Here is a 25,362-nt window from a genome sequence, read left to right on the forward strand (position 1 = left end):
CCCGCCGATGTATTCGCGCCCCCCGGCTTTGCTACACTTTCGGGCGGCGGTTGCAGGGTCGCACCGTTATGGAGGACAACGCCGGGTGGCGATTACGGTAAATGACGAAGTGCTGGATGACGACGCCGTCGCGGGCGTATTGCAGGAGCTGGCCGCGCAGGATGCGGCGATCCGGGAGTTGGACGAGGCCGAGCGGCGGCGGCGCGCGGAGGAAGCCCTGATCGAGCGGACGCTGGTGCGCCAGGCGGCGCAGTCGGAGGGTCCGCCGGTTCGCGCGGTGGACATCAAGCGCGAGGTGAAACGCGCGATAGCGAATGCGGGCAGCCAGGATGCGTTCGACAAGTATCTTGAGCAGGCCGGCTTGACCCTGGCGGCGGTGGAGGCGGATATCGAGATGCGGCTGAAGATCGACGGGCTTCTCGACCGTGTTTGCGCGGGGCTCGCGCCGCCGGATGACGCGGCCTGCCGCGCGTTCTATGACGCGCATCCGGACCTCTTCATGACCGAGGAGCATATCCGCGCGTCGCACATCGTGCTGCACTGCTCGGGCAACGCGCTGGAAGAGCACGCGGCGCACGCGCGCCTGAAGGCGGTGCACGAGGAAATACTTGAGGGCAAACCGTTTGAGTCCTTCACGCGGCATTGCAACGACTGCCCGGACGACGAGGGCGACCTGGGCTATTTCGGGCGCGGCATGATGGTGCCGGAGTTCGAGGACGTCGTGTTCAACATGCAGCCCGGCGAGGTGAGCGACGTGTTCAAGACGCGCTTCGGCCTGCACATCGCCAAGGTGACCGATCGTATCCCCGCGGCGCCCCGCCCCTTCGAGGACGTGAAGGAGGAGGTGCGGCGCCACCTGTACGAGCAGGGGGAGAACGCGCGCATCGACGCGTACACGGCGGAATTGAAGCGCCAGGCGACGATAACGCGCGACGCCTGAGATAGGCCGTCAGCCGACATAGGGCGTTTCGCGTCCTTTCCGACGATTAGAAAGACAGGAGCCGCATGATTCTACGCATATTGAACACCGCTGTCATTGTATTGGCCGCAGCCTCTCTGCCGGCCGATGTTTTCGAGGGGGCGGAGTGGCTTCGGGACCCGCGCATGGCGGATCAGCCCATCGTCAATCAACTCGCCCGGGCCAGCGTCCCGGCGCCCGAGGCCGTAGGCCCGAAAAACGTGCACACCCTGCTGCGCAAGGAAATCGCGCTCAAGGCGCGGCCATCGAGCGCCATGCTTTACATCACGGGCGACGACTACTACCACTTTTTCATCAATGGCAGCCCGGTGGTGCAGGGTCCGGAGGGGGGGTATCACTTTTCTCACCCCTACTACTGGCTGGACGTGACGGAATTCCTCGATGCGGGCGCAAATTGCCTGGCGAGCCACAGCTACTACCAGGGGCTGCGCAACCGGGTGTGGGGCAGCGCCGACAACCGGTCGGGCTTCATGCTGCGCCTCGAAGTGACGTACCCGGACGGCGCGACGGAGGAGTTCGTGACGGATTCCTCCTGGAAAGCGCACTCCTTGCAGGCGTTTCCGGGGGAGGAGACCGTGGGCTACCAGACCCAGTTTCTGGAGCATATCGACATGCGCCAGATGCCGTCCGGCTGGGCGCTTGTGGGATTTGACGACAACGCCTGGGCGGCGCCGCTGACGGGGCGGCAGGATCATGTTTTCGCGCGGCAGGCCACGCCGCCGCTCCAGCGCTACCGCATCGATCCGCCGGTTAGAAAAGACCTTGGGAACGGGGCCTGGTTCTACGACTTCGGCGTCGGAATCGTGGGGCAAACCCGGGTGGAGATCCAGGGGCCGGAAGGCCACACGATCACGGTCCGGCATGCCGAGGAACTGGACGAAAACGGGCGGGCGCGCTACAAGATGCGCGCGAACATCACCTACGAGGAGAAGCCCGTGCTTTCCGGGGGGAAGGACGTCATCCCCTTCTACGATTACCGCGGATTTCGCTACATCGAGGTGCTGGACGCGCCGGAGGAGCCGGAGGTGTGGGTCATGGCGCGGCACCATCCCTTCGATCCCGCCGCGAGCGCATTCACTTCGAGCGATGCCGAGCTGGAGCAGATCTTCCGCATCTGCAAGAACGGTATCCACATGGGCTGCCAGGGCGGCTTCCTGGATTGTCCTACGCGTGAAAAGGGGCAGTACCTCGGCGACGCCGTGATCGCGGCGCGGGCGCAGATGTGGCTGACGGGCGACGCGAGCCTGACGCGCAAGGCGCTCTACGAGTTCTATCTTTCCTGCCAGGTGCACCCGGGCATGCTGGGCGTTGCGCCGGGGCATTTCATGCAGGAGATAGCCGAGTTTCCGTTGCAATACGCGCTGCTGTTGGAGCAGTACTACCAGCGCACCGGGGACCGCGAGTTCGTTCAGCTGATGGCCGACAACGTGTTTCCCGGGTTGTACGGGTATTATTCGGGGTTTGAGAACGAAGCCGGGCTCATTGTGGGCTTGGAGCGCTCCGAGAAGTGGCTGGTGGTCGACTGGCCACCGAACCTGCGGGATGGCTACGACTACGACCTCTCCATCACCAACGGGAACACCGTGCTGAACGCCTTTTACTATGGCGGGCTTCGCGCGGCGGCGCGCATCGAACGCGCGCTGGGCCGTGACGGGCAGGCGCACGATGCGCGGGCGGACCGCCTGGAGGAGGCTTTTGCCGCACACGTCGCGAATCCGGAAACCGGGCTGTACCGCGATGCGCCGGGCTCCGAACACAGTTCACTGCACGCCAACGCGATCCCGCTGGCCTTCGGGCTGACGGCGGGCGCGGATCCGGCCCGGATGCTGGCGCTTATCGAGGAAAAGGGCCTCAATTGCGGGGTCTACATCGCCTCCTACGTGATTGAGGCCTGTTTCCGGGCCGGCGCGCCGGACCTGGGTTTTGCGCTGCTGACGAACGATACCGATTTCGGCTGGAAGGCCATGATCCGCGCAGGCGCCACGACCTGCATGGAGGTTTGGCGTCCCGAGCAGAAGCGCAACGCGAGCTGGCTGCACCCGTGGAGCAGCAGCCCGATTTACATCCTAGCCGAGCATGTTTTCGGGCTCAGCCCGGGGAGTCCCGGTTTCGAAACAATCCGGTTCGCGCCGCCCGCGATTTCGAACCTGCCCGCGATGACCTTAACTGTGCCCCATCCCAAAGGCCCGTTGACGGTGGAATACGCGCCGGAATCGGGGTATGCGATCCGCGCGCCCGAGGGTGTTTCCGTGGAGCGCGTCGCGCCCGCTGATACCGTGCGGCAGGCCGCCAACACACCCGCCAGCCAGGGAGGACCCGCCATGATCGATGCATTTCAGGAATACCTCGATACCTTCGGCTGGGAAAAGCGCGTTGGCGCGGGACTTGGCGTGTGGGTTTCGGTGGATGAGCAGCGCCTGCGGCTGATTCAGGGCGGGAAGGTAGTCTGGGATGTGCCCTGCGCTACGGCGTCGGCGGGCACGGGATCGGTGTCCGGAAGCCTTCAGACGCCGCTCGGGTGGCACCGGGTCGATTCCAAGTTTGGCGATGGCGCGCCGTGGGGGCAGGTCTTTCGCTCGCGTGTGGCGACCAAGGAAGTCTGGAAGCCGGGCCAGGACACGAAGGAGGACCTGGTGCTTACGCGGGTGCTCTGGCTGGATGGCCTGGAGCCGGGGAAGAACCAGGGCAAGACGGGAGACGGGGTGCTGGTGGATTCGAAGGAGCGCTGCATCTATATCCACGGAACCAACGGCGAGGACAAGATCGGGACGCCGTCCTCTCATGGGTGTATCCGCCTGCTGAACGACGATGTCCTGCTGGCGTTCGAGCGTATCCCGCTGGAGACCCCGGTGCTGATTACTGAACGCTGAGTGCGCCCATCATCGTTTCGGGCCGCATGCGCGGGGTGTGATACAGTGAAAGTGAGGCCGGAACGCGGCACTGGAAACGAGGAAGACGGCATGACCCAGCCCTTGAAGATCCTGTTTATGACGTCGGAAGTCGCGCCCCTGGTGGTTACCGGCGGGCTTGCGGACGTGTCGGCGGCGCTGCCGCGGGCGCTGAAGGATTCGGGGCACGATGTGCGCATCGTGCTGCCCTTCTACGGCCGCCTGCCCGGTCTGCCGGAATCGGCGCGCCGGGGCGTTTGCACCGCCCATCTCGGCGGCCACACGGCGCACGGCGGTTTCTGGGAGACGCGCCTTCCGGACAGCGAGATTCCCCTTTACCTGGTGGAGCACGATCATTACTTCCGGCGCGGCGGGATTTACGACGACGGGTCGCACGAATACTACGACAATGCCGAGCGCTTCTGTTTTTTCAGCCAGGCCGCGCTCGATGGCATAGCGGGCACGGGCTGGAAGCCCGACGTGGTGCATTGTCACGACTGGCCCACGGCGCCGGTTCCGATTTACCTCAAGACCAGCCTGGCGAATCACCCCTTCTGGCAGGGTGCGCGGGTCCTCTTCACGATTCACAATCTGGCCTATCAGGGCCGCTACGGCGCCGACCGGATGCGATACACCGGGTTCGGCGCGGAGCTGTTCAACCCCGAGTGCCTGGAATACCACGGCGACCTTAACCTGATGAAGGGGGCGATCACCTTTGCGGATCGCATTTCGACTGTCAGCCCGCGCTACGCCCGCGAAATTCAGACGCCGGAGTACGGCGCGGGGCTCGACGGCATATTGCGCGCCCGGGTGCGCGACCTTTCCGGGATTCTGAACGGCGCGGACTATGCCCGTTGGGATCCGGCGACGGATCCACATCTGCCCGCGAACTACAGCGCGGCGGATCCTTCCGGGAAGGCGGTTTGCAAGCGGAAGTTCCAGCATCTCGTCGGGCTGCCCGAGACCGACGCGCCCCTCTTCGGGATCGTGAGCCGCCTCGTCTGGCAGAAGGGCATCGATCTCATCATGGACAGCGTTCACCTGCTCCCCGAGGATATCGCGCAGGTGGCGGTGCTGGGCACGGGCGACCCCTACTACGAGCAGCAACTCAAGGCGCTGGAGCAGCAGCGCCCCGACGAGATCCGGGTGATGCTCGATTTCAACGTTCCGGTGGCGCACCAGCTCCAGGCCGCGTGTGATTTCTTTCTGATGCCCTCGCGTTACGAGCCTTGCGGTTTGAGCCAGTATTACAGCCTGAAATATGGCTCAATCCCGATCGTGCGGCGCATCGGCGGGCTGGCGGATACCGTGCGCGATATGAACCGCGTCAACCTTCGCCGGGGCGTGGCGGATGGCCTGGCGTTTGTGCCGGTGACCCCGCATTCGCTGCACCGGCGCATGCTGGAAGCCATTGACCTGTACCACGACCGCGAATCCTACCGCGCGATTCAGGCGCGGGGTATGGCGGCCGATTACTCCTGGGACCGTTCGTGCGGGGCCTACGTGGAACTGTACCGCAAGTGCATGAAGGCCGCGTGACCATGCGTTTGAGGGTGGAGACCTGCTCGCCCGAGCAAACCGAGGCGATCGGCTATGTGTTGGCGGATTGTCTGGCGCCCGGGACGCTGATCGCGCTCTTCGGCGACTTGGCGACCGGCAAGACCTGCCTGGTGCGGGGCATGGCGCGGCGCCGGGCCGGGGAGGGCGCGGTGCACAGCCCGACCTTCACGCTGGTGAATCAATACGGTGTGGAGTGTCCGCTCTATCACCTGGATCTTTACCGGCTGGGGGGCCCGGAGATGCTGGCCGACCTGGGGTATGAAGAAGTCTTCGACGGTGGCGGGCTATGCGCGGTGGAATGGGCCGAGCGCGCCGGGGACCTCCTGCCCGCCGATCGGCTCAACATCTACCTGGCGCACGCGGGCGGGGACCGGCGCACGGTGGAAATTGAAGCGGTTGGTCTCGCGCTGCCGGCGGATCTGGCCGACCGGATTCAGTCGGCCCTGGCGGCGGCAGGGGGCTGAGTCGACGGTCGCGCGGCGGGGTTATTTTCCAAGCTGGCGGAGCGCGTCGCAGAGTTCGCGCGCGCTTGCGTAGCGTTCCTCGGGGTCCTTCGCGATGCACTTCATGATGAGGGCGTCGAGCGCGGGGGGGACGTCTTCGACCCGGCTGCTCGGCGGGGGCGGCGTTTCCTCGATCTGCCGCATAAGCACGTTTCCGGTGCAGAAAACGGGCTCGCCGATCAGCAATTCGTAGAGCACCATGCCCATCGCGTAGATGTCCGAACGGCCGTCGACATCCTGGCCTTTGGCCTGCTCCGGGGACATGTAGCAGGGCGTACCCATCACCACATTGCTTGCCGTAAGGCGCTGGCCGTAGCCCTTGGCCAGGCCGAAGTCCATCAGCTTCACGAGTCCACCCTTGGCGATGAGGATGTTGTCGGGCTTGATGTCCCGGTGCACGATGCCGGCCTGGTGGACGGCGTCGAGCGCGGCGCAGGCCTGCCCGACGATGTTGACCGCTTCGCGGGCGGAGAGCTTGCCCTTCTTCTTCATGAACTGGTTCAGGTTCGGCCCCTCGATGTATTCCATCGCGATATACGAACTGCCCTGCTCCACGCCGATATCGTAGATGCTGAGAATATTGGGATGGGTCACCTGGGCGGCGGCGCGCGCCTCGCGCTGGAAGCGCAGACGATACTCCTCCGACTCATCCACCAGGGAGCCCAGGAATTTGAGGGCCACCGGGCGGTCGAGCTGCGTGTCCCGCGCCTTGTAGACGACGCCCATCCCGCCGCGCCCAAGTTCCCGCTCCAGTTCGTAGCGGTTCTTGAGGCTGTTTTCCACCATGCTCATCACGGGGGACTTGCCCTGCTCGGGGGCGGGCGTGGCCATGGTGGGCATGGAGCCGATGGCGGCGGGCCCCTGTCCGGCGCCCGCCATGGAAATGCGCGATTGCACGCTGGACAGGCGGTGCGCGACATCGCGGTATTCCACGTCAACACTCCGGATTTTCAGCAGCACCTCCCGCGAGGCCTCCAGTTTGCCCAGCTGCTCGTAGGCCAGCGCGAGCATCCAGAAGTAATCGATGTTGTCCTTGCGGACACGCTCGCCTAGCAGGTGGTTTTCGAGCGTGGCGGCGCAGTGGGCGTAGTCCTTCAACTCGTAGAAGGCGCGGCCCAGCAACTGGCGGGATTCGCCGAAGTGGGGGCTGCTTTCCGGGAGCTTCTGAAAAATCCGCACGGCTTCTTCCCAGTGTTTTGCGTGCACCAGCGCGAAGCCCGCTCCGTAAAACTCGCCGGCGCGCTCGTAGTTTTCCGCCGCGAGCTCGGCCTCGTTGGCCTTCATGAAGCAGTCGCCCGCCCGGCGGAAGGCGCCGCCGCCCTCGTAGGCCAGGCCCGCTTCGCGCCATTTGCCGATGGACTCGTAGTAGCGCCCGCCGATTTCCGAGGCGCGCTTGGTTTCGCCCGCCTGCTGCATGCAGCGCGCGGCGGCTTCCAGCTGGCCCGCCTGGAGGAAGGACTCACCGGCCTCGATGAGTTCGCCCGCCTGCTGAAAGAGCTGGGCGGCCAGTTCCGGGCGCTTAACGTGGCGGAGGGTCTTGCCGCAATACAGGGTTACCCGCCGGAGCTGGTCGCCGGGGATCTTTGCGCGCGCGGCGGGATCCTGCAGGAGCTGGGCGCAGGCCTGTGCCGCGGCGGCCAGGTGCGCCGGATCGGGCTGCGGGCCCGAGAAGAACTTTTCGTAGGCGGAGGCGCTGTCCGCGTAGCGTTTGGCAAGGAAGTATGCGTCGCCCGCTTCGGGATACGACTTCGCGAGGAGAAACTGTTTGGCGGCTTTCCGGTAGCGCTTCTTTTCCAGGTAAAAGCGCCCGGCGGTCTGGTGGCTTCCCAGTTTCTGAAGCAGGCGCGCCGCTTTCAGCGGATAGCCGGCTTTGGCCCACTGCTCGGAGGCGTCCTGGTAGCGCCGGGCGCGCTGGTACGACCGCGCCGACTCTTTCGGGCGATCCAGCGACCGGTAGATTTCGCCCAGCTTCTCGTGGTTGCGGGCTTTTTTGAGGCGGGCGATAATGCCCTCGGGGTTCTCGGCGACGGCCTGCTTTTCTTCGGCGGACAACGCGCCCTGACCGGACTTGTTGTATTCGCGCAGGTCCTTGTCGTACTGCCTGCGCCGCCTTCGATCCTTGACGCGCAGGTAGATTTCGTAAAGGAACAGCAGGATCGCCACGGTGCAGGCGATCTTTAGTCCCAGCAGACGCCATCCGGCGCTCATGTCGATCCCGAGATAGGTCACAATCCAGCCGGCCGGAACTTCCAGCAGGCCATTCCAGTACCAATTCAACAGGCGCATCGCGATTCCCCGTGCATCCAGCCGGTCTCCTCCCGTATCACTGCAACGGACAACAGTTTGGCTATCCTACTTGACCGGCTCGCACTGGGACAACTCCGGGAGCGGGGGTTTCAGCATGGGTGGCCTGGAGCACGAATGCAGAGCAATTCACACGGATAAAGATTGGGTACTTGGCCGGCGGGTTGGGTTGGGCTCTATTCGGGTGGCTCCTCAAGATGAGGCGTGTGAAGAGAGGATCATGGAGAGGAAGTGGTATTCGCGCGAAGGCGGAATCTCGGCGATGCCTTGGCCAGAAGATATGACCGCTCCCGACGACGGGTCGGGCGGTCGAATCGCTGCGCCCGCGTATGTTGGTCCGTACATTGGCCGCGGCGCCGGCGCGGTATTGGTAATTCAGGCGGGTAAGCTGCTACAGTACCGCCGCGCCGAGCGCGCCGGAGGAGGAATTTGGAGCGCGGGCGGGGGCAGCCGGGTTTGGCCGCATCGGTTCGCGGCGGCATTCGGACGCGCATGCCTTGAAAATCCGCCCGCTTCCATGCACAATACTTCTGGGAGCGTGCGCTTTCCGGCGGCAGCAGGCATACACCCGATTGACGCCGTATTCGACCGGCGAGGAGCGGAACCGGGGTGGTTTGGAGGATGCCGTCCCGATTGAGTTTCCGCTGCTGTAAGATGAGCCAGGATCAGGAGATACCGTACATTGAGGTATGCCATCATTTCCGACATTCACGCCAATCTTGAGGCGTTTTGCGCGGTCTTGGAAAAGATCGAGGATCTCGGCGTGGATCAAGTGGTTTGCCTGGGGGACGTTGTCGGTTACAACGCAAGCCCGAACGAGTGCGCCGATATTCTGCGGGAGCGGAATATCATGACGGTGCTCGGGAACCACGACGCGGTCGCATGTGGCCTGGAAGAGCCGTGGGGCTTTAATCCAGTGGCCTTGCAGGCGGCGATGTGGACCCGGGAGAACCTGAGCCCGGAGAATCTGGAGTGGCTCAGGAGCCTGCCGGATGTGCTGAATTTTGAGCACTTTGCGGCGGTGCATGGGGCCCCGAAGAACCGAAACACGTACTTGTTTACATGGGAGGACATCCTGCCGCATCTCGCCTTTCTGGAGGAACAGAACTGCAACATCTGTTTCATGGGACACACGCACAGCCCGGGCATTTTTTCAACCGACGGGGTGTATTCCGTGGACGATGACTCCCGGTTCGCCCTGGGCAACGGCAAGAGCTTTTTCATCAATCCGGGGTCGGTTGGACAGCCTCGGGATAGCAATCCGCAAGCGGCGTTTGGTATTCTGGATACAGTCGAAAACGTTTTCGAGCAGGTGCGCATCAAGTATCCAATAGAGAAGGCCGCCCGGCGCGTGATTGAGGCCGGTTTGCCTCAGTTTCTGGCTGAGCGCCTGGCGCTCGGAAAATAGGGAGTCCGCCAGATGCGGCACGGAGAAGTGCACCGCAAGACGAATGAAACGGAGGTTTCTCTCCGGATCGCCATTGATGGCGCCGGGGAATCGGATATCGCCACGGGGGTGGGTTTCTTCGATCACATGCTCACGCACCTGGCGAAGCACGGGCTCTTCGATCTGGAGGTGAAGGCGGTGGGCGATCTACATATCGACGCGCACCACACGGTGGAAGACGTTGGCATCTGTCTGGGAAAAGCGCTGCTGGACGCCGCGGGGGACTTCCGGGGAATCCGCCGCTATGGCCAGGCCTCCATCGTCATGGACGAAGCCCTGGCGGAGGTCGCTGTTGATATGAGCGGACGCCCGTTTCTGGTGTTTAACGCGGAATTTCCCACGGCTACCGTCGGCGGGTTTGACGCGGAACTCGCGCGGGAATTCTGCCAGGCGCTGGCGGTCAACGCCCGCATGACGCTGCACGTGAACTTGCGTTACGGCGCGAACACGCATCATTGTATCGAAGGAATTTTCAAGGCCCTGGCGCGGGCCCTTCGCAACGCGCTTGAACTGGATGCGCGCCAGACGGGCGTGCCGTCGACCAAAGGAATGCTGGAAACGTGATTGCCATTGTAGACTACGGCATGGGAAACCTGCGCAGCGCGCAAAAGGGTTTCGAGAAAGCCGGCTATGAGGCTGTCCTGACCCACGATCCGGCGGAGATTGACGCCGCGGACGGCGTTGTGGTGCCCGGCGTGGGCGCGTTTAAGGATTGCATGGACGGGCTTCGCGAGAAAGGGCTGGTGGAGCCTATTCTGGCGGCGGCGCATGGCGGGAAGCCCTTTATGGGCATCTGCGTGGGCCTCCAGCTGCTCTTCGAATACAGCGAAGAGGGCGAGGGGGCGGCTGGCCTCGGGATTTTCCCGGGCCGGGTGGTCCGTTTTCCGGCTTTTTCGGAGACGGGCCTGAAAGTGCCTCACATGGGTTGGAACCAGCTCGGGCGGGCGAGCGCGCCGGAGGGCGTGGACCTCCTCGAGTATACCGATGGCGCCCCGTACTGCTATTTTGTCCACAGCTATTACGCCATTCCGCAAGACCCGGCGATCACCAAGGCGACATGCTCGTATGGCGTGACCTTTCCGGCGATCGTGGGGCGAGATAATATCGTAGCGACACAGTTTCACCCGGAGAAAAGCCAGGCCGCGGGTATCGCCATTCTGCGCGCTTTCGGCGCGATGGTGTCCAGTGTAAGCCAGGTTTCCTGAAGGTTGGGGAGAGGTTATGATACGACGCATACTGGTGCCTACCGACGGCAGCGACTCATCCCAGGTGGGTGTGAATTACGCCGTGGCGCTCGCGAAGTCCTTCGACGCGCACGTGCAGGGGATATACGTAATCGATATCAAGCTCCTGGAGGGCCCTTTCCTCCAGGACCTTTCGGCGTCGCTGGGCACGGCCCCCTACGTGAATTACCAGGGCAACATCTCGATGCTCCTGGAGGAGCGCGGCAAGAGCGCGCTCCGCGCCTTGAGCGACGCCTGCGAGCGCGCGGGCGTGCGCTGCGACACGGTTCAGGGTTCGGGCGTGGTTTCGCGCGTAATCGTGGAGCACAGCGGCCTGGCGGATCTGATCGTGATGGGCCGGGGGGGCGAGCACAACGAATGGCTTGAGGGCCTCGTGGGTTCCACGGCGGAGGCCGTTATCCGGCGATCCCCGCTTCCCGTGCTGATCACGGGCGCGGAAAGCCTGGGCCGGGAGCGGATACTGGTGGCGTACGATGGCAGTTCGCACGCGCAGAACGCGCTGCGGACGGCGGTTGCGTTTGCGGAAATGTGGAATACGGCCCTGAAAATACTGGTCGTCGGGGAGGATGCCGACAGCCCGGTTGCGGCGGAGGTACAAGCCTACCTGGATGCCCACAAGGTCGATGGGTCCATCCTCCAGGCGAAGGGAGACCCGGGAGAGCAGATCATCGAGCATGCGGGTGCGCTTGGCGCGGATCTGGTGGTGATGGGGGCCTACGGGCACTCCAAGGTTAGAGAGCTTGTCGTTGGTAGTACTACAACGTATGTGATCAACCACGCGTCGTGCCCCGTGCTGCTGGCACGCTGACACGCCCGCGGAGGTGCGAGGACTAGATGGTTATGGCTGAACGCCCAGACGTGCACGAGGCCCTTATTGGCGTGGCGGGAGATTTGCCCGCCCTGCCGGCGGTGGTGGCCGAAGTTTTGCGTGTGACCGAGGATCCGATGTCGTCGACGTCGGATGTCAGCAGAATTGTTCAGAGCGATCCGGCGATGACGGCCAAGGTGCTCCGGGTGAGCAATTCGTCGTACTACGGAATGAAGCAATACGTTGGCACGCTGAAACTGGCGCTGGTCATTCTGGGTGTCCGCCAGGTGCGTAACATCGTGCTGGGCATATCCGTCTTTGAGACGCTCAACGGGCACTCCGATGATGTCCGGATCGCGCAGGACATCTGGAACCGTTCGCTCCACACCGCGGGAATCTGCAAGAAACTCTGCGAGGCGCTGGGCCTGGCCTTTCAGGGCGAAGAGTTCATTGCCGGTTTGCTCTCGGATATCGGCATTATGGGCCTGCTGCGCAAGGATCCGGGGAACTACCGGTCAACGTACGAATCGCTTGGGGACAACCTTGAGTTGCTCCGGCAGGCGGAGCAGGCGCAGTTCAAGTTTACCCATGCCCAGGTGGCGGAGGCGATGGCGGCCCAGTGGAATCTACCGCAGACGCTGACCGATGCGCTCGGGATGCAGTATCCCCGTGAGGGCCAGTCGTTGGCGAACGCCCGCGATCCGAAGCTTGCCGCCGTGTTGCGCATCGCGCGCGCGCTGAATTCCCGCCAGGAAGGGGGGATTGAAGCGGCGCTCGAAGAGGAGGAGGCTTGGGCGGCGCTGGATGGCGCCCGCAATCCCGTGACGCGGGAAGAGCGGCCTGGCCTCCTGGCGAGTGTGCAGGATGAAGTAAACGCGCTGCCGGCCATGTCGCTTTGAGCGGCCGCGCGCGGCCTGGAAATTGAGGTAGCAGTTCGTATGGCATCGAAGGAAAAAGTGGATATTCGGCGTTCGGAGCAGTTCCAGGAAATGGACGACGCCCTGACCCGGGCCATGGCCGAATTGGATTCGACGATAGATCGCGTGAGCGCCCTGTTTCAGCCCGATGGGCCCGACGCCCCTCCTGAGGCGGGCGAAGCGCCGCCCGAAACCGAAACCGCCGCCACCACCGATGCCGCTGAAAAACCAGGCGAGCCGCCGAATGAGGACGCCGAAGGCGGCGAGGGCGGGGACCAGGTATAGGCGGCGCGGCGAGCCGATTGGGCGCCGGCCGCATGATCGTCCATTTCCGCAGGACGGCCCAGGGTGAAACTACACCATGACCGAGCGCCCGCTTCGCATTCTGTTCACCGATCCCCATTCCGATGGCGGGGGGCAGGTGCGGTATATCCAGACGCTTGCCGGCGCGCTGATACGATCGGGGCACGCGGTGTTTATCGGTTGCCGTTCCGGCAGCGCGCTCGCGCGGATCGCGTCTGAGATCGGGGCCACGCCGCTGGACTCCTTCCATTTCGCCAGGGGGCTGCGGATCCGGCGTTGGGTGGAGGATGTTCGCGCCATGCGCGCCCTGCTGCGCCAGATCCGGCCGGACGTTGTGCACGTGAGCGGTTCGCAGGATCATTGGGTGGCCGCGCTCGCCGGCGCCAATGCCTGGCCGGGGTGCTGCCTCATCCGCACCCGGCACAACACCTACAAGGTGAAACGCGGCCTGGCCAACCGGGTGCTGAACCGGCGCTGGACGGCGCACCAGATCACGGTATGCGAGATGGTCCGGCAATCGCTCGCGTCGCATCCGGCTTTTGATCCGGATCGCCTGACCGCGATCCACAACGGTGTTGATACGGTAACCTATCGGCCCGATCCCGAGGCGAGGGCGGCGGCGCGGTCCATGTTCGGCTATACGGACGCCGACTTTGTTTGCGGTATTGCCGCCCGGCTGGTGGAGGCCAAAGGGCACACATTCCTTTTCGATGCGGCGGCGCGCCTCCGGGACGCGATACCGGAGCTGCGCATCCTGGCGCTTGGCCAGGGGGCGCTCGAACCGGCGTTGCGGGCGCAGGTCCGGGCGCTTGGCCTGGAGGGCCGGGTCCAGTTCGCGGGGTACCGGGACGACATGCCGCTTTGCGTGCACGCCTTTGACGTTGGGGTGCTCCCGTCCATCGACTGTGATACCTCCTCCTTCAGCCTCAAGGAGCAGATGGCGGCGGGGCTGCCGGTGGTTGCGTCGGACTACGGCGGGCTCCCCGAGATCGTAACCGATGGCGTGGAGGGATTCGTTGCGCCCCACGGGACGGTTGAGCCCCTGGCGGAGGCGATCGGGCGCCTGGCGCGCGATCCGGCGCTGCGCGAGGCCATGGGTCGGCGAGGCCGGGAGCGCGTGCTTCGGGAGTTCTCCCTGGAGGCGTTTGCGGCGCGCACCGCGAGTGTGTACTGTAGTGTGCTTGCCGGGAAGCATACAACGGGTCTGGAGCGATAACGCGATGAAAATACTGCATCTCGACGAGCAGCGGGGCTGGCGCGGTGGCGAGCAGCAGGCGAGCTGGCTGATTCAGGCTTCCGCCGCGAAGGGGCACGAGTTGTGGATCGCCGGGCGGCCGGACAGCCGATTTCTCGCATCCGATCACGGCGGCGCGGCCTTGACGCGCATTACGCTTCCGTTCTGGGCCGAGTTTGATCTGTACACGGCCTGGCGCCTCGCGCAAACGGTATACGAACACGATATCGACATCATTCACGCGCACACGAGCCACACCCACACGATCGCATGCCTGGCGCGCCTTTTTGCCCGGCGCGGCGCGGTGGTGGTGTCGCGGCGCGTGAGCTTCCCGCCCCGGCGGGATGCGGTGAACCGCTGGAAGTATGGCGCGCCGGATGTGTACCTGGCGGTATCGGAGAAGGTGGCGGAGGTGCTTCGCGAGGCCGGTATTGCCCCGGAGAAGGTCCGCTGTGTGCACAGCGCGGTGGATCCGGAACGCCTCAACGTCGAGAAGGCGGACCGGACCTCGCTGGGCCTGGAGGCGAAGGCGCGTTTCCTGTTTTCGGCCGGCGCGCTGGTGGGGCACAAGGATCACGCGACACTGCTGGACGCCATGCCGAAGGTGCGGGAGGCCTATCCGGAGTCGCGTCTGCTGATTGCGGGCGAGGGCGACCTGCGCGAGCCGCTGGAGGCGCAGATTACGGCGCTCGGTCTCCAGGACATGGTTACTCTGCTGGGGCATCGCGAGGACGTTCCCTCGATCCTGCGCGCGGCCGATCTGTATGTGTCGTCGAGTTGGTCCGAGGGGCTGGGCACATCGGTGCTGGAGGCCCTCGCGTGCGGGGTCCCTGTCGTGGCGACAGTCGCGGGCGGGATTCCAGAGATGATTGAGCCCGGGAAGACGGGCTATCTGGTGGCGAATCGGGATTCCGAGGCGCTGGCGGACGCCATTATCGAGGCGATTGGACACCCCCGTGACGCGAAGAAGTACGCGGAAGCGGGACGGAAACGGGTCGAGCAGGATTTCACCGTTACCGCGATGGTCGAAGGGACGCTTGCGGCCTATGTTGAGACCATGAATCGCGTGAAGGGTATCTCGGAATGAACGAATCCTCCCAGCATGAATTGAAGCGGGGCGCCCTGACGGTGTTGATACTGGTGCCGAACGCGCGGGATCGGATCGCGCGGTGCCTGGAGAGCGTCGCCTGGGCGGATACGGTGTTTTGCGTGGTGGATACGAAGACCGATGACGGTTCGGACGAGATCGCGCGTCAGTCGGGCGCGCGGGTGGTTCGCCACACCTACGAGAACGCCGCCGCGCAACGCAATTGGGCGCTTCCGCAGGTTGAGACCGAATGGACCCTGGTGCTCGACGCGGATGAGTGGGTTTCACCCCCGCTGGCGGCGCGGATTCGGGAGATACTGAGTTCCGGCGACGCGCTCGACGGCTACGATATTAAGCGAGATTCGTATTTCTTCGGGAAGCTGATCCGGCACTGCGGCTGGCACCGCGACTACAACCTGCGGCTGTTCCGGACGGCTTCCGGGCGCTACCTGGAGAAACGGGTGCACTCCCGGGTGGTGGTGCACGGGGACGTGGGGCGTATCGACGCGGTGATGTATCACGATACCTACCGCACCTTCGACGAGTACTTCCGCACGTTCCAGCGGTTCACCACGTGGGGGGCGGAGGATGCCTGGGAACGGGGCAAGCGCGCGCGCCTTCGCGACCTCATGGCGCGGCCGCTCCTGCGCTTCTTCAAGATGTACATTATCCGCCAGGGTTTTCGCGACGGGTACCACGGCGCGGTCCTCTGCGGGCTCTCGGCTTGCTCGGTATTCACGAAATATGCCAAACTGTGGGATTTGGAGCGGCAAGAGAAGGACGGCGGCGCCGGGGGCTGACGCGGCGGAAGTATCAGGTACCAATGAGCTTAGTACGACTGGATAATGTGCGGAAGACCTATGCCGGGCGGGACGTCCTCGACGGCGTCGATTTTCGCGTGGAAGAAGGCGAGCATATTGGCCTGATTGGCCGCAATGGCACCGGCAAGTCCACGATATTCCGCCTGATCACGGGGGAGATCGACCCGGATCGGGGCATAATCGACCGGATGAAGCGGGTGAAAGTCTCGTGTTTGTCCCAGCTGCACCGGGTGGACGAAGGCAAGACCATCTACGACATTATCCTCGATTCCTTCGCGGATATCGTTCGCCTGGAAGGCGAGCTCGCGGAACTGGAGCACCAGATCGCGGCGGGCTGCGAGAAGTCCCTCGAAATCTACAGCGAGAAGCAGGAATACTTCACGATCCACGGGGGCTACGACTTTCGCGTCCGGATCAAGCAGGTCTTGCAGGGGCTGGGCTTCGCGGAAAGCGAGTTCGACCTGGGGTTCACCGCGCTCAGCGGCGGCCAGCGGACCCGGCTCATGCTGGCGCTCGTCCTCTTGCAGGAGGCGGACCTGCTGTTGCTCGACGAACCGGAGAACCACCTTGACCTGGAAGCCCGCGAGTGGCTGGAAACCTATCTGAAGGAATGCCCCCGCGCTGTCGTGATTATTTCGCACGACCGGCAAATGCTGAACAACGTCGTGGAGCGGATAGTGGAGCTGGAGCGGGGCGGCCTGCGGAACTACCCGGGCAACTACGACGCCTATGTCGCCCGCAAGACGCTCCATCGCGAGCAGCAGCAGGCGGAGTTTGAGCGGCAGCAGGAGTTCATACGCAAGGAGCAGGCGTGGATCGACCGCTTCCGCTACAAGAACACCAAGGCCAAGCAGGTCCAGAGCCGCATCAAGCGCCTGGAGAAGATGGAGATGGTGGACGCGCCGCTGGCGGATGCCGCCGCCGTCCGTTTCAAGATGGCCGACGTGTCGCGGACGGGCGAACTGGTGCTGGAGGCGCGGGATCTCGCGATGGGCTACGGCCCGCTGACGCTCTACAAGCATGTGAGCTTTCGCGTGCACCGGGGCGAGCGCGTGGGCATCGTGGGGCCGAACGGCAGCGGCAAAACGACCCTGCTGCGCCAGCTCGCGGAAGAGCACGGCGGCCTGGCCGGCACGGTCACGCTCGGGCACAAGGTGCAGCGCGGATTCTATGAGCAGAACCACGAATCGCTCAATCCCTCGGCGGATATCCTCACGGAAGTGCACAGCGCGAAGCCGGAATGGGTCCCCGAACAGATCCGCAGTTATCTGGGCCGCTTTTTGTTCACCGGCGACGACGTCTTCAAGCCGATCAGCACGCTGAGCGGCGGCGAGCTCAGCCGGGTGGCCATGGCGAAGCTGCTGTTGAGCGGCTGCAACCTGCTGCTGCTGGACGAACCCACCAACCATCTGGACATCGTGTCGCGCGAGGCGCTGGAGCACTCGCTGGCGGGCTTCGAAGGCGCCATGATCGTGGTCAGCCACGACCGGACGCTCATCGACAAACTGGTGGACAAGCTGGTGGTGCTGGAGCGCGGCCACGCGAGCGTGCACCTCGGCAACTACGCGGAGTATCGCGGCAGGCAGCAGGCCGAGGCGGCCGCGCCGGCGCCCGTGAAAACCACGGAAGACGTGCTCAAGATCCGGCGGGACGGACAGGACAAGAAGAAGCGCGGGAACGATCGCGATCGCCGCAAGCAGAAGGTGAAGCTGGAGAAGCTGGAGGGGGATATCGAGGCGGTCGAGGCGATGGTGCAGGAACTGGAGGACCGGTTCAGCGAAATCGATCCGTCCGACTACGCCAGGGCGGAGTCCATGAAGCAGGAGTACGAGGCGCTGAAACTGGATTTGGATGAACTGTACCGGTCCTGGGAGTCGCTGGCGGCGGGTGAGGAGCAGCAAGTGTGAAAACTGTGTCTTTCGGATGCGGTCACTGCTCGGGCGCGCGGTGTGCGGGGTCGGGCGCGGGGGTTGGCCGATAAATCGTTGCGCCGGAACGAGAAGGATTACCGGGTAATGACGGGGGCGCTCGCCGGTAAGGTGTTCGGAAAGCGGGTAAGCCCGAAAAAATAGTTGACAATAAAAGGTTTACATGCTATCACAATGTCTGTAAAATAATGCATGGCATGTCGGGTTTCACCATGCCGGTGTGGCCATGGTCTGGAGTGGGCCACCCAGCCGGCGCGAAGTTGAGTGCAACCGGTCAAAACGTTAGAGTGGAACGGGGATCGTGTCCGGAGGGTGTATGCCGCATCTCGGCTGCGCCTCGATAGGTCCGAATGAAGTAGAACAGGAGAACGTCACGCATGAAGCACCACCGGTTGGTGAGCAAAACGCCGCAAACGTCCCAGACGAGCAGTAACTTTCAGGCCAAAGTTGACTTCAAGGTCGATTTCACGGCGCAACTTGTTCAGATCGTATTTAACAAGACGACCTAGACTCCGGGGATTCCGCAATGAAATTCAACCCACATCTTCGCTTAATTACGAAAGCGCCCACCTCGGCCCAGACCAACTTTGCCATTAAGCTGCAAGGCACGCTGGACATCATCGACACGCTGTTGCTCGCGCAGCGCCAGGCCCAGTGGAAGGCCTTCTTCCCCGAAGGCGGCGCCGAGGGCGAGTCCGGCAACACCGGCGGCACTGGTGGAACCGGCGGTATTGGTGGAATCGGCGGCGGCGGCGACCAGTAGCCGATCCGCGCTTCCTCACGCAGGTAATGGATCTATAGGCCCGCTCGTGTCCAACTGGGCGCGGGCGGGCTGTTCTTGTTCGTGACCGGGGCGCGCTTTTTCGAATCGCAGACAGGCATGTGTGCGAGATTGAAGCGCCTTGCGGCGCTGTGGACAGGCGGGACGCCTATCCTACTTTTTTGCGGCGCCTTGGACAGGCGGGACGCGTGTCCAACATTGCATGTGGACGCGGGGAGGGGCGGTCGCTGGTAGCATTGTCTGCTTACCGGCGTTTGTGGATTCTGGCCGATCTTTCAGATTCGGCTGCGGCCCATCTGGGATATGGCGATTCGCAGTTCGTCGCAATCCTTGAATCGTTCGTCCGGTCGCTTGGCGAGTAGGCGCAGGATGATATCGCCCAGGCCGTGGGGGCATTTGGGGTTCACGAGCGAGGGATGATCGGGCTCGGCGCTGAGGTGGCATTGGTACATGCGCTGGAGGCTGTCGACCTGGAAGGGGAGGCGCTCGGCGAACAGGAGGTAAAGGGTGATGCCGAGGGAGTACTGGTCGCTCTTGGCGGTGGCCCCTTCGCCGCGGATGATCTCCGGCGGGACGTACAAGGGGGTGATCTGTTCGCCGGCCCCCTTGTCGAACATTTCGAGGAGGAGGCTGCTGCCATAAAGGGAGAAGTCGGCGAGCTTGGCGACGCCGGTTCGCGTAAAGAGGATGTTCGCCGGCTTGATGTCGTGGTGGACGATCTTCTGGTCGTGAAGATACTGTAGACCGAAGCAGATCTGGCTCACGATTCCAATTCGCTCCTGGAGGTTCCAGGGGCGATTGACGAGGTACCATTTCAGGTCGGGCCCGTCAATGTACTCCATGACCATGCACTTGCCTTCTTCGCCGTCGATGAAATCGTAAATTTTCACGACATGGTCGTTGGCGTACTTCTTGAAGCGCTTGACGCTCTTGACGAGGTCGCGGAGGTGGAGGCGGTTCCGGAAGAAATTTTCCCGAAAGAGCTTGATCGCGACGACCTCGCCCTTCTTCGTGTCGATTCCCCGATACACCCGGCCCGTGCCGCCTTCGCCCAGGATCCGGTCCAGTTTGTAGTGGTAGAGCTTGCTTCGATCCGGTGCGTATTGTTCTTCGGCCATCGTTCTGCCCGCTGCCTTTCAACTGATCAGGAGGTTTCCGAATCCACCGGGAACTCGGGCGCGTCGGCCCAGAGCCCGTCGAGGTCGTAGAAATCGCGCGCCTGTTCCCGGAACACGTGGAACAGGATATCGCCAAAGTCGATGAGCATCCACGCGTCGTGGAAGCTGCCCTCGGTGTGGCGCGCGCGGATGCCAATCTCGCGCATGCCTTCCTTCGCGGCGTTCATCACGGCCTTGGCCTGCGGCTCGCTGGTGGCGGTGCACACCACGAGCGCGTCGGCGGTGAGCGTGAGCCCGGTCACGTTGTAGGCCTTGAGGTCTTTGACCTTTTTGTCCAGCGCCAGTTCCACCAGGCGGTAGACATTGGCCTGGAGGGGGTCCTGCTCCGGCAGCTGCTGTTTCTTGGGCGTCAAGGTTGCCAATGGCGCATCTCCTATTCGGAAAGCTTTGCGCGCAGGATATCGTTCACCATCTTCGGGTTCGCCTTACCCTGCGTCGCTTTCATTATCTGCCCTACGAGGAAGCCGATCACTTTTTCCTTGCCGGCCTTGAACTCCGCCACCTGGGCGGGGTTGGCGGCAATGACCTCGGCCACCGCGGCGTCGATCGCGCCGTGGTCGCTGATCTGCACCAGACCCTTTTCCTCCACCACGGCGGCGGGGGATTTCCCGGTCCGGTACATCTCGGCCAGCACTTCCTTCGCAATCTTGCCACTGATTGTACCATCTTCAATCAGGTTAATCATCGCGGCGAGATACTCCGGGGTGACCGGGATACTTCCGATTTCCGCCCTGTCCTCCGTGACCAGGGCCTGGAGGTCGCCCATAATCCAGTTGGCGGCCTTTTTTGGGTCGGTTTTCGCGGCGGCCGCCTCGTAGAAATCGGCCATCGCCCGCGTGGCGGTCAGCACGCCCGCGTCGTAGTCCGACAGCCCGAAAGCCCCGGTGAGGCGGGCGCGGCGCGCGGCGGGGAGCTCGGGCAGGGCGGCGCGAATCGATTCTTCCCAGGCTTCGTCCACGACAATGGGGACGAGGTCGGGTTCGGGGAAGTAGCGGTAGTCGTGCGCGGATTCCTTGGCGCGCTGCGAGAAAGTCACGCCGCGATCATCGTCCCAGCCGCGGGTTTCCTGCACAATCGTTCCGCCATCGTTCAGAATCTGGATCTGGCGGGCGATTTCGTACTGGATCGCCTTGTACGTCCCGCTGAAGGACGCCACATTCTTCACTTCGGTCTTCGTGCCGAAGGCCGTGCTGCCCTTCGGGCGCACGCTGATGTTGGCCTCGGCGCGGAGCTTGCCTTCTTCCATGCTGCAATCGCTTACGTCCAGGTATTGCAGGATCTGCTTCAACTCCGTGAGGTACGCGTACGCCTCATCCGCGCTGTGGATATCGGGCTCCGTGACGATTTCCAGCAGGGGCACGCCGCAGCGGTTGAAATCCACGCCGCTCTGGCCGCCGCCGATCGTGTGGGTGTTGCGCGCGGTGTCCTCTTCCATGTGCGCGCGGGTGATGCCGATGCGCTTCGTCTCCCCGTTCACGTGAATATCGAGGTGGCCGCCGTGATTCAGCGGCAGGTCATACTGGCTGATCTGGTAGTTCTTGGACTGGTCGGGGTAGAAGTAGTTCTTCCGGTCCATCTTCGACCAGCGGGATATCGCGCAGTTCAGCGCCAGCCCGACCGCGACCGACTTGTTGACCATTTCGCGGTTGAGCACGGGCATGGCCCCCGGCATGCCCAGGCAAACGGGGCACACATTCGTGTTGGCGGGCGCGTGGAAGTCGGTACTGCAGCCGCAGAAGAGTTTCGACTTGCAGTTCAACTGCACGTGTACTTCCATGCCGATTACGGCTTCGTATTCCATGTCAATTCTCCAGCGAGAAAGTCGTTTGTCCAGGTAGCAAGGCGGATTGCGCGGTTCCGGCGATCGGGAGCGCGTCGCGCCACTCGCGGCTTCATCCCAGGGCGGGCGCGCCCATTTGGAGGCCCGCGTGCTGTTCGTAGCAGTGCGCGGCGCGCAGGACTGTTGCCTCGTCGAAGGCCTTGCCGATCAGTTGCAGCCCGACGGGGAGGCCCGTGGCGCTCAGCCCGCAGGGGATCGAGATGGCCGGTATGCCCGCCAGGTTGGTCGAGATCGTAAAGATGTCGTTGAGGTACATTTCCAGCGGATCCGACTTGGCGCCCATCTCAAAGGCCGGGGTCGGGGCCGTGGGGGTGAGGATGAGGTCGCACTCCGCGAAGGCCCGGTCGAAGTCCTGCTTGATGAGGGTGCGTACTTTCTGGGCCTTCAGGTAGTAGGCGTCGTAGTAGCCGCTGGAAAGCACGTAGGTGCCGAGCATGATGCGGCGCTGCACCTCCGGCCCGAATCCCTCGGACTTGGTCTTGACGTACATCTCGGTGACGTTGCCCGCGTCCGAATGGCGGAAGCCGTAGCGCACGCCGTCGAAGCGGGCCAGGTTCGCGCTCGCCTCGGCGGGGGCGACGATGTAGTACACGGCCACGGCGTAGTCGGTGTGGGGCAGCGAAACCTCGACGATCTCGGCGCCCTGTTCGCGAAGAACCTCCGCGCTGGCCTCCACCAGTGCGCGCACCTCGCTCCCGAGCGCGTCGATGAAATACTCCTTCGGAAGTCCGATGCGGAGCCCCTTCACGTCGCCCGTGAGCGCGCGGGTGAAGTCCTCCACCGGGAGATCGGCGCTCGTGGCGTCCATCGGGTCCTTGCCGCAGATCACGTTCATGGCCAGCGCGGCGTCGGTCACGTCGCGGGAGAGCGGGCCGATCTGATCGAGTGAGGACGCGAAGGCGACGAGGCCGTAGCGGGAGACCCGGCCGTAGGTCGGCTTGAGGCCCACGCAACCGCAGAAGGCGGCGGGCTGGCGGATAGAGCCGCCGGTATCGCTGCCGAAGGAAATGGCGCTGGTGGCGGAGGCGATCGAGGCCGCGGATCCGCCGCTGGAGCCCCCGGGCACGCACTTCAGATTCCAGGGGTTCGCGGTCTTCTGGACGGCGCTGTTCTCCGTGGAGGACCCCATCGCGAATTCGTCCATGTTCACCTTGCCGAGGAGGATGGCGTCGGCGGCGATCAGTTTCTCGGTCACGGTGGCGTTGTAGGGGCTTTGGAAGCCCTGCAGAATCCGCGAGGAGCAGGTCGTGAAGCCCCGCGTCGTGCAAATGAGCTCCTTGAGGGATATGGGCACGCCCGCAAGCGGCCCCACCGCCTCACCGGCCTGGATACGTTGGTCGAGGCCCTCGGCCTGCGCCAGGGCCTCGTCGCGCCACACCTGCGTATATGCGCCGATCCGCCCGTCGACGGCCTCAATGCGATCAAGGTAGCTCCGGGTGACCTCGGCGGCGGATACCGCGCCAGCGGCCACGGCGTCGCGAATCTGCGCGGCGGTCTTTTCGTGCCACGCCGTCATGCGTCACCGCCTTCCGTATCGAGGATTTTGGGCACGATGAAAAATTCGTTGTCGTGGACCGGCGCGCCGCGCAGGGCGATCTCGCGCTCCAGGGACGGCTTGACTTCATCTTCGCGGAAGACGTTGGTCAGGGCCATCGCGTGCATCATGGGTTCGACGCCGCCGGTATCGAGCTCGTTCAGCTTTTCCATATAGGCGAGGATGTCGTTCATCTCGTGGACAAGCCGCGCTTTCGCGGCGGCGTCGAGGTCGAGTTGCGCCAATCCGGCGACATACGCAACGTCGGCTTGTGTAATCGTGCTCATGATGTTCTTTCCGAAGTGAAAAGGGGGTGCGAGGGGCCACAGTATACCGTATGCGGCGCTTTTGAATCCATGGGCGCGGCGTGCGGCGCGCGTGCTACACTCCCCCTGACAGATCCCGATTTGACACCTCCCCGGAAATCTATATGCCCCCAGCCCTGCCCGAGCACCTGAGAAGCTACCGCTACGTGGAGCAAGGCGGAAAAGCGGGCTTTGTACTGGAGTCGGAGGCGGGCGCGCTGATCCCGCTGCTCTTCGCAGACGCGGGCCCGGGCGGAAGCGAGGAGGCCGGCGGCCGCGGGCGGGTGCTCCGCTTCGAACTGGCTTCGGGCGGCGGCATCTTCCGGCGCTACCGGCGCGGCGGGCTGGCGGCGCGGGTGCTGGCCGATGGGTATCTCGGCAACCGCATGCGCCGCGAGTTTGAGCTGACTGCGTGGCTTTATGCGGCGGGCGGCGCCGTTCCGCAGCCACTGGGCGTGGTCTGGTCGCGGCGGGGCCTCCTTTACCGGGGCGCAATCGCAACGCGGGCCATTGCGGGGGATACATTGCTGGCGCGGCTTCAGCGGGGAGAGGCCGATTCGCGGCTTCTTGGGGAGTGCGGGCGGGTTATCCGGGTTATGCACGATCTCGGGGTGTGGCATGCGGACTTACAGGCCCTGAACATTTTGGCCGCCGGCGGGAGCGCCTGGCTGATCGATTTCGACAATGCGCGCCGGATGGCGCGGGTTTCCCACGTCGCCCGCGCGCGGAATTTGCTGCGGCTGCGGCGATCGCTTGAAAAGCACGGGCAATCTCTGGATAATTTCGATGTCATTCGGGCCGGGTACGGCAATCTTGGGCTGCCGCGCTGGCTCGACTTCCTTTACCGGCTGCGGGGTCTTTTTTCAGACACCCTGCACGGGTGATCCGCATCGATGACTTCACCTCGACTAGATGAGTCCATATCGAAGGTCCGCAACGGCTGGTCGACGATTTACTACGCGCAGGGGGCGTCGCTGAATGGAATCCTCGCGGCGCTGGCGGCCCCGGGCGAGTTGCTGAAGGATTCGCGGAAGTGCGTGGTGCGCCGGGTGGGGGATTACGTAATCAAGGAAAGCCGCGCGGCGCGGGGGGCGGGGCTTTTCAAGCACACGTTCCGGCGCGCGCGCTACCGGCAGGGCTGGATCGCGGCGCACCACCTGCGCCGCCACGGTATCTCGGCGCCTGCCCCGCTGGCCTACGTGGAGCGGGGCGCCGCGGGAATGATCACCGGGAACGCGCTCGTAACGAGCTACCTGGGCGGCCAGCAGAACGTGGAGAAGTTTCTTCAGTTGCTCATTCACCGGAAGGCGGGGCCGGACACCATTCACTATTTTCTGGCGGCGCTCGCGGAGGCCATCAACCAGTTGACGGCATGCGGCGCCTGCCACGGGGACCTTTCCGGCAAGAATGTGTTCACGGTCGATGGGCGCCACTTCTCGTTCATCGATCTGGACGACGTCGCGATAGGCGAGCCCTACGATTCCGGGCTCCGCATGAAGAACCACGTGCAGCTCTACGATTCGTTCTGCGATTTTCTCAGCGACAGCGTGCTCGTGCCGTTCATCGCGAAGATGCTTCCTCCCGATCAGGATATTCGGGTGTGGATGCCGCGGGTGCGCGAGGCGCAGGCGCAGCGGCGCGAACTGGTGGAGGAGCGCTGGGCGCGGGAGGGGCGCAGCGGCAGTTCGGGCTGAGGGGCGG

Annotated in this window: 23 protein-coding genes; 17 read left to right on the top strand and 6 right to left on the bottom strand. The window is 64.0% G+C overall.

Annotated features, from left to right (window positions below):
* Positions 1–85 precede the first annotated feature (85 nt).
* The 4 genes from KF886_12795 (at position 86) to tsaE (ending at position 5,891) form a co-directional block, all read left to right on the top strand.
* Positions 86–940 (top strand): peptidylprolyl isomerase, encoded by an 855-nt coding sequence (locus KF886_12795; protein MBX3178232.1) that lies wholly within the window; start codon positions 86–88, stop codon positions 938–940.
* A 65-nt stretch (positions 941–1,005) separates the two neighbouring features.
* Entirely contained in the window at positions 1,006–3,849 is a 2,844-nt protein-coding gene (locus KF886_12800; protein ID MBX3178233.1) for a family 78 glycoside hydrolase catalytic domain, read from the top strand.
* Between the two features lie 90 nt (positions 3,850–3,939).
* The gene (glgA, locus tag KF886_12805; GenBank protein ID MBX3178234.1) at positions 3,940–5,406 is read left to right on the top strand and encodes a glycogen synthase GlgA; all 1,467 of its coding nucleotides are present in this window, start codon (positions 3,940–3,942) and stop codon (positions 5,404–5,406) included.
* Positions 5,407–5,408: 2 nt separating this feature from the next.
* On the top strand, positions 5,409–5,891 hold the full coding sequence (gene tsaE / locus KF886_12810; GenBank protein MBX3178235.1) for a tRNA (adenosine(37)-N6)-threonylcarbamoyltransferase complex ATPase subunit type 1 TsaE: 483 nt from the start codon (positions 5,409–5,411) through the stop codon (positions 5,889–5,891).
* Between the two features lie 21 nt (positions 5,892–5,912).
* Here the strand turns inward: tsaE and KF886_12815 are convergent, their stop codons facing one another.
* Entirely contained in the window at positions 5,913–8,216 is a 2,304-nt protein-coding gene (locus KF886_12815) for a protein kinase (protein MBX3178236.1), read from the bottom strand.
* Positions 8,217–8,916: 700 nt separating this feature from the next.
* Between KF886_12815 and KF886_12820 the strand changes: the two genes are divergently transcribed.
* The 11 genes from KF886_12820 to KF886_12870 all read left to right on the top strand — a co-directional run bounded on the left by KF886_12820 (position 8,917) and on the right by KF886_12870 (position 18,786).
* Positions 8,917–9,642 carry a metallophosphoesterase family protein gene (locus KF886_12820; protein ID MBX3178237.1) on the top strand — a complete coding sequence of 242 codons (726 nt, stop codon included), beginning with the start codon at positions 8,917–8,919 and terminating at the stop codon, positions 9,640–9,642.
* 12 nt (positions 9,643–9,654) lie between these two features.
* Entirely contained in the window at positions 9,655–10,245 is a 591-nt protein-coding gene (gene hisB / locus KF886_12825) for an imidazoleglycerol-phosphate dehydratase HisB (protein ID MBX3178238.1), read from the top strand.
* Positions 10,242–10,886 carry an imidazole glycerol phosphate synthase subunit HisH gene (gene hisH, locus KF886_12830; GenBank protein MBX3178239.1) on the top strand — a complete coding sequence of 215 codons (645 nt, stop codon included), beginning with the start codon at positions 10,242–10,244 and terminating at the stop codon, positions 10,884–10,886. The genes hisB and hisH overlap by 4 nt, the downstream gene beginning before the upstream one ends.
* 16 nt (positions 10,887–10,902) lie before the next feature.
* On the top strand, positions 10,903–11,733 hold the full coding sequence (locus KF886_12835; GenBank protein MBX3178240.1) for a universal stress protein: 831 nt from the start codon (positions 10,903–10,905) through the stop codon (positions 11,731–11,733).
* 32 nt (positions 11,734–11,765) lie between these two features.
* The gene (locus KF886_12840; protein ID MBX3178241.1) at positions 11,766–12,632 is read left to right on the top strand and encodes an HDOD domain-containing protein; all 867 of its coding nucleotides are present in this window, start codon (positions 11,766–11,768) and stop codon (positions 12,630–12,632) included.
* 39 nt (positions 12,633–12,671) lie between these two features.
* Complete coding sequence (locus KF886_12845) at positions 12,672–12,935, top strand: hypothetical protein (GenBank protein MBX3178242.1); 264 nt, start codon at positions 12,672–12,674, stop codon at positions 12,933–12,935.
* Positions 12,936–13,011: 76 nt separating this feature from the next.
* Positions 13,012–14,169, top strand: a complete 1,158-nt coding sequence (locus KF886_12850) for a glycosyltransferase family 4 protein (GenBank protein ID MBX3178243.1) — start codon at positions 13,012–13,014, stop codon at positions 14,167–14,169.
* Between the two features lie 4 nt (positions 14,170–14,173).
* Entirely contained in the window at positions 14,174–15,274 is a 1,101-nt protein-coding gene (locus tag KF886_12855; GenBank protein ID MBX3178244.1) for a glycosyltransferase, read from the top strand.
* Entirely contained in the window at positions 15,271–16,074 is an 804-nt protein-coding gene (locus KF886_12860; protein MBX3178245.1) for a glycosyltransferase family 2 protein, read from the top strand. Before KF886_12855 ends, KF886_12860 begins: the two co-directional genes overlap by 4 nt.
* Positions 16,075–16,097: 23 nt before the next feature.
* Complete coding sequence (locus KF886_12865; GenBank protein ID MBX3178246.1) at positions 16,098–18,002, top strand: ABC-F family ATP-binding cassette domain-containing protein; 1,905 nt, start codon at positions 16,098–16,100, stop codon at positions 18,000–18,002.
* A gap of 547 nt (positions 18,003–18,549) precedes the next feature.
* Positions 18,550–18,786 (top strand): hypothetical protein, encoded by a 237-nt coding sequence (locus KF886_12870; protein MBX3178247.1) that lies wholly within the window; start codon positions 18,550–18,552, stop codon positions 18,784–18,786.
* 293 nt (positions 18,787–19,079) lie between these two features.
* On the opposite strand, the gene KF886_12875 is transcribed toward KF886_12870, so the two are convergent.
* The 5 genes from KF886_12875 to gatC form a co-directional block, all read right to left on the bottom strand.
* Positions 19,080–19,922 (bottom strand): serine/threonine protein kinase, encoded by an 843-nt coding sequence (locus KF886_12875; protein MBX3178248.1) that lies wholly within the window; start codon positions 19,920–19,922, stop codon positions 19,080–19,082.
* Between the two features lie 26 nt (positions 19,923–19,948).
* Positions 19,949–20,344, bottom strand: coding sequence for a ribosome silencing factor (gene rsfS, locus KF886_12880; GenBank protein MBX3178249.1), 396 nt, complete (start codon positions 20,342–20,344; stop codon positions 19,949–19,951).
* Between the two features lie 11 nt (positions 20,345–20,355).
* On the bottom strand, positions 20,356–21,783 hold the full coding sequence (gene gatB / locus KF886_12885; GenBank protein ID MBX3178250.1) for an Asp-tRNA(Asn)/Glu-tRNA(Gln) amidotransferase subunit GatB: 1,428 nt from the start codon (positions 21,781–21,783) through the stop codon (positions 20,356–20,358).
* A gap of 91 nt (positions 21,784–21,874) precedes the next feature.
* Positions 21,875–23,338 carry an Asp-tRNA(Asn)/Glu-tRNA(Gln) amidotransferase subunit GatA gene (gatA, locus tag KF886_12890; GenBank protein MBX3178251.1) on the bottom strand — a complete coding sequence of 488 codons (1,464 nt, stop codon included), beginning with the start codon at positions 23,336–23,338 and terminating at the stop codon, positions 21,875–21,877.
* A complete protein-coding gene (gene gatC / locus KF886_12895; protein MBX3178252.1) occupies positions 23,335–23,643 on the bottom strand; it encodes an Asp-tRNA(Asn)/Glu-tRNA(Gln) amidotransferase subunit GatC in 309 nt (102 codons plus the stop codon). Before gatC ends, gatA begins: the two co-directional genes overlap by 4 nt.
* 143 nt (positions 23,644–23,786) lie before the next feature.
* Here gatC and KF886_12900 point away from each other — a divergent pair, with 143 nt between their 5' ends.
* A complete protein-coding gene (locus KF886_12900) occupies positions 23,787–24,545 on the top strand; it encodes a 3-deoxy-D-manno-octulosonic acid kinase (GenBank protein ID MBX3178253.1) in 759 nt (252 codons plus the stop codon).
* A 9-nt stretch (positions 24,546–24,554) separates the two neighbouring features.
* Complete coding sequence (locus KF886_12905; GenBank protein MBX3178254.1) at positions 24,555–25,355, top strand: hypothetical protein; 801 nt, start codon at positions 24,555–24,557, stop codon at positions 25,353–25,355.
* Positions 25,356–25,362: the final 7 nt, after the last annotated feature.

Source organism: Candidatus Hydrogenedentota bacterium (assembly GCA_019637335.1).
Classification (GTDB): Bacteria; Hydrogenedentota; Hydrogenedentia; order Hydrogenedentales; family JAEUWI01; genus JAEUWI01.